A 4,288-nucleotide genomic window follows, 5' to 3' on the forward strand; every position below is an offset into this window, starting at 1 on the left:
AAGGCTACAATTTCTTTACTCATAGCGATTTACGCGCTTTGGAAACCTCCGCTTGCACTTTTTTAATGTTTTTGAGGTCTTCTTTTTGCGCTTTAAAAAGATCGTAGTCCAAGCCAGTAAATGCGAAGGATATGGAGCTGGCGGGGATCCTGTATACTTTTCCGAGCTTTTTGGCAATAATCTCTCCGCGATTTATTAACTGATAAACGGTGTTTTTGCTTAATTGCAAAATGTCCGCAACCTGTTCTGGGGTATAAACTTGTGTTTTTATGGTTACATAATCCATAACTATCTTGTACCAAACATTACTAGATGTGTCAATAAGTAAATATGAATCTTTAACCCCCGAGGTTGAAGGGGGATGTTTTAGCATTAACGACAAAGTACTTATGGATTCGACGAGGTGTTTAAATGAATATATATAATAATGTTACAATTGATACATGAAAATCCGTTTATTGAGCGTAATTATTCCTTGTTTTAATGAGGAAAATAATTTGAAAAGGGGAGTTTTGCAAGAGCTTGCATCTTATTTGAATAAACAAAGGTACAAGTGGGAAGTGCTTATTTGTGATGATGGGTCTGCCGATAATAGTAAAAAAGCAATACAAGAGTTTGTTGCAAAGAATAATAGATTTAGATTGATAGAGATTAGTCATGCTGGAAAACCCCATGCTATATATGCGGGTGTTAAGTCTGCTGTTGGTGATATTTTTCTTTTTACGGATATGGACCAATCGACCTCTATTTCTGAAGTGGAAAAACTTTTGCCATGGTTTGATCGGGGTTACGATATTGTAATAGGGTCTAGAGGACTGAAAAGGGAAGGATTTTCCGCAACAAGAAAAGTAGCTTCTGTAGTTTTTAGGTATTTAAGAGGACTGTTCGTTCTTTCTTATATAGTGGATACCCAATGCGGTTTTAAAGCTATTAAAGCAGATTTAGCGAGAGAAATATTCCCTCTGCTTTCGTATTTTAGAAAGGGAAGTCGATTAGCAGGGTGGTCTGTGAGCGCTTATGACGCTGAAATGTTGTTTATCGCGGATAAATGGGGATACAAATTAAAAGAGGTTTTTGTAAAGTGGAAGGATAACGATATTAGCGATACGAAAAAGAGAAGCTCGGTGCGTTTTATACACCAATCAATTAACATGGCAAAAGAGGTTATAAATGTGGTGATAAACAACTGGCGAGGAACATACTCTGCGAGAGTTTGATGGGGGAGAATACCCAAAAGTTATTGAAATGATATAAGGATTTATTTAGAATAAGTTTATGATGAGAGGTTTGATAAAGGGGAAAGTCGCAGTTTTTATTGATGCCGCTAATCTGGAACTCTCCGCCAAAGACAGGGGCTGGAGAGTTGATTATTTGAAGCTTTATAGTTGGTTAAAAACGGAATTTGATGTATATTTTGTGGGGTTTTATACCGCTCGTTTTGATACGCAAGAACACGATCGTTTCCTAACTTTCCTGAAGAAAACAGGATATGAACTATCTATACCAAGCCTCTAAAGGAAATAAGAGATAGAGGCAATATCAAAGCTCATCATCGCAAGGCTAATTTTGATGTGGAAATAGCAGTAGACGCGCTCTCCAAAAGAGGGCTTTATAAAAATTTGATTCTTTTTTCTGGCGATAGCGATTTTGATTATTTAGTCAAATACCTAAGAAAAGCGGAAAAAAAAGTTGTAGTAATTTCCTTAAAACATCATATCTCAAGAGAATTGATAGAGAGCGCGGATTTTTATATGGATCTTAAAAAGATCAGAAAGTTTATTGAAAGAAAGCAATAAAAAAGCCCGTCTTTTGCAACGGGCGGTTGATAACAATCTGTTTCCAGACTGCGATTATAATATAGCATACTAGTTGGGACAATGTCAATGCTTTGTACAGGTGAGGGGTAGTACTTGTGTGACAGAGTGTGAAAGTCTAGACTAAGGAGTCTCCTTGTACAAGGAGACTCCTTTGTTAAATTTGCATTTTGTGGTAGGATAGTATTAGTTGTTTGAATACTTGTCCGTTTTTTGAAAATGTTTCGTCATTCCAGCAGAAGCTGGAATCCAGGGAAGGAAATGACTGGATCCTGAATCCAGTTCAGGATGACAAGAGGGTATTAGGGACTAACCCGCCGTAGGCGGGCAAGCCCCTAAATCAAATCTGCCTTCGGTGGAAAAGGAGAATGGAGATGGGGGTCTATATTTTTTATAAACTATGTACAAAAATATACTTGTAACGGGTGGGAATGGTTTCATTGGAAGTCATGTGGTAGAAAATCTTTTGAATAAAGGGCATGTCCCCATCATATTTGACCGTAAGGGTCCCACAGCTCAAGTTAAAGGGGTATCCTACTTTTGGGGGGACATAATCAACAAAAACAGTGTTGACGAGGCGGTTTTAAATTCAGACGGTGTAATTGACCTTGCTGGTATATTAGGCACATCTGAAACAGTTGACAATCCTTTTCCCTGCATTGAAACAAATATACTAGGAGCATTAAATGTGTTTGAGGCTTGTAGGAGTCATGTCAAACCTGCTGTCCAAATAAGTCTGGGCAATTTTTGGATGAATAATCCTTATTCTATTTCTAAGAACACTGCGGAACGATTGGCTCTTATGTATAACAAGGAGCATGGTACTAGAATTGCCATAGTAAGAGGTTTGAATGCGTACGGGGAAGGCCAAAAGCACGCTCCTGTCAGAAAGATAATACCAAATTTTATTGTCAGAGCTCTTCGCAACACCCCTATAGAAATATACGGCGATGGTTCGCAAATTATGGATATGATTTATGTTAAGGATCTTGCAGAGATACTGGTAAGGGCGTTGTTAGTTGAACATAAGGTTTACGACCGGATATTTGAAGCGGGGACAGGCCTTTCTACGGATGTTAATTATATAGCTAAAGTGGTGATAAAAGAGGCAAAATCAGGATCTGAAATCAAATATTTACCTATGAGACCTGGAGAAGAGAAAAGTGCTGTAGTACTTGGCAACCCCGTAACATTGAAACCTCTGGGAGATATAAAATTGAGGGGTTTGGACGAAACTTTGTCTGGAGTAATTTCTTGGTACAAAAATAATTATCCTTGGAGAGAGATTAGATTTTAGAATAAATATCTGGTTATGACTTACGACTATTTCTCCGATTTAAAGATAATAAAACATCCCGATAAAATAAAGGAGTTGTTTGAAAGCGGGGACTCTTTTCCCATAATGGCCGAAATTGATCCGACAAACGCCTGTAATTTCAACTGTTACTATTGTTGCGATAGGGAAATAAACAAAGATAGAAAGAGTTTGCCAAAAACCCGAGCTTTTACCTTGATTGATGAGCTTTGCGCTAAAAATCTCAAGTCTGTTGTAATCAAGGGTGGGGGAGAGCCACTTATTTCTCCGTATGTAGAGGAATATTTGAAACATATACACAGCAAAGGTCTTGATATTGGGATTATCACTAATGGTTCAAATATTCCAGAAACCCTATGCAGGACAATATGTGCTACTTCCAAGTGGATTAAGATAAGTTTGGACGCAGGGACAGAGAAAACGCATACAGAAATGCACAGACCTCTGAATGGGCCGGTATTTGATAAAGTGTTATCAAATATTGAGAAGCTTGTGGGGATGAGGGGCAAGAATGGCAGTGGGTTAACGATAGGTGTAAATTTTACGATAAATGAAATTAACTATCCCGAAATTGTGCTTGCTACGGATTTAGTAAAAAAAATTGGAGTAGATTATATCCTGCTAAAAATTATGGTGTTTGAAGAGAGGGGGGTTTCGGGGGATCTTTTTAGAAAGAGGCGGAATCAAACAGAAAAATTAATCAAGGAAGCCCAGAAATTGGCAACGGGGGATTTTCATGTATTTTTTAGAGACTTAAAAAATGCGGATAAAGGGTGGAAAAAATGTCTTTTTAATCCATTTATTACTATTATATGCGCGAATGGTGATGTGTATCCTTGTTGCCATACAAAAGGGAGGAAAGGATATTTATATGGTAATATCCTAGATAATTCTTTTCTAGATGTTTGGAAAGGGGCGCTTAGAAAAGAAGTATATAGAAAATGTGTTAATAAAGAATGTTTGAAGTATTGCAGTTTTAGGTACACTGGACATAACAGGATATTGAATTATATTTTTGAGGAGCAACCCCACGAGAATTTTATATGAACATATTAAGGATAGTGTATGAATATCCCGAACCGTGGGATTCTATAGGCATAGTGGCTTACGAATTATCCAAAGCGCAGGCAGAGTTAAAGTATAATGTGGTTATATTTTG

The 4,288-nt window shown here is 37.5% G+C and carries 6 protein-coding genes; 5 read left to right on the forward strand and 1 reads right to left on the reverse strand.

Annotated features, from left to right (window positions below; genetic code table 11):
- Positions 1 to 19 precede the first annotated feature (19 nt).
- The gene (locus KJ678_00825) at positions 20 to 286 is read right to left on the reverse strand and encodes a helix-turn-helix domain-containing protein (GenBank protein ID MBU1016694.1); all 267 of its coding nucleotides are present in this window, start codon (positions 284 to 286) and stop codon (positions 20 to 22) included.
- A 157-nt stretch (positions 287 to 443) separates the two neighbouring features.
- Between KJ678_00825 and KJ678_00830 the strand changes: the two genes are divergently transcribed.
- From KJ678_00830 to KJ678_00850, 5 genes are all read left to right on the forward strand, one after another.
- Positions 444 to 1,217, forward strand: a complete 774-nt coding sequence (locus KJ678_00830) for a glycosyltransferase (GenBank protein ID MBU1016695.1) — start codon at positions 444 to 446, stop codon at positions 1,215 to 1,217.
- 58 nt (positions 1,218 to 1,275) lie between these two features.
- Positions 1,276 to 1,515 (forward strand): NYN domain-containing protein, encoded by a 240-nt coding sequence (locus KJ678_00835; GenBank protein ID MBU1016696.1) that lies wholly within the window; start codon positions 1,276 to 1,278, stop codon positions 1,513 to 1,515.
- Positions 1,497 to 1,796 (forward strand): NYN domain-containing protein, encoded by a 300-nt coding sequence (locus KJ678_00840; protein MBU1016697.1) that lies wholly within the window; start codon positions 1,497 to 1,499, stop codon positions 1,794 to 1,796. Before KJ678_00835 ends, KJ678_00840 begins: the two co-directional genes overlap by 19 nt.
- A gap of 418 nt (positions 1,797 to 2,214) precedes the next feature.
- On the forward strand, positions 2,215 to 3,111 hold the full coding sequence (locus tag KJ678_00845) for an NAD-dependent epimerase/dehydratase family protein (protein MBU1016698.1): 897 nt from the start codon (positions 2,215 to 2,217) through the stop codon (positions 3,109 to 3,111).
- Between the two features lie 15 nt (positions 3,112 to 3,126).
- The gene (locus tag KJ678_00850) at positions 3,127 to 4,176 is read left to right on the forward strand and encodes a radical SAM protein (GenBank protein MBU1016699.1); all 1,050 of its coding nucleotides are present in this window, start codon (positions 3,127 to 3,129) and stop codon (positions 4,174 to 4,176) included.
- The last annotated feature ends 112 nt before the right edge of the window (positions 4,177 to 4,288 follow it).

The sequence above is a fragment of the Patescibacteria group bacterium genome (assembly GCA_018817085.1).
GTDB lineage: Bacteria > Patescibacteriota > WWE3 > CG2-30-40-12 > CG2-30-40-12 > CG2-30-40-12.

Coding starts and splice junctions, on each gene's coding strand:
- KJ678_00825 (MBU1016694.1), bottom strand. CDS start 286: ATGGATTATGTAACCATAAAAACACAAGTTTATACCCCAGAACAGGTT.
- KJ678_00830 (MBU1016695.1), top strand. CDS start 444: ATGAAAATCCGTTTATTGAGCGTAATTATTCCTTGTTTTAATGAGGAA.
- KJ678_00835 (MBU1016696.1), top strand. CDS start 1,276: ATGATGAGAGGTTTGATAAAGGGGAAAGTCGCAGTTTTTATTGATGCC.
- KJ678_00845 (MBU1016698.1), top strand. CDS start 2,215: ATGTACAAAAATATACTTGTAACGGGTGGGAATGGTTTCATTGGAAGT.
- KJ678_00850 (MBU1016699.1), top strand. CDS start 3,127: ATGACTTACGACTATTTCTCCGATTTAAAGATAATAAAACATCCCGAT.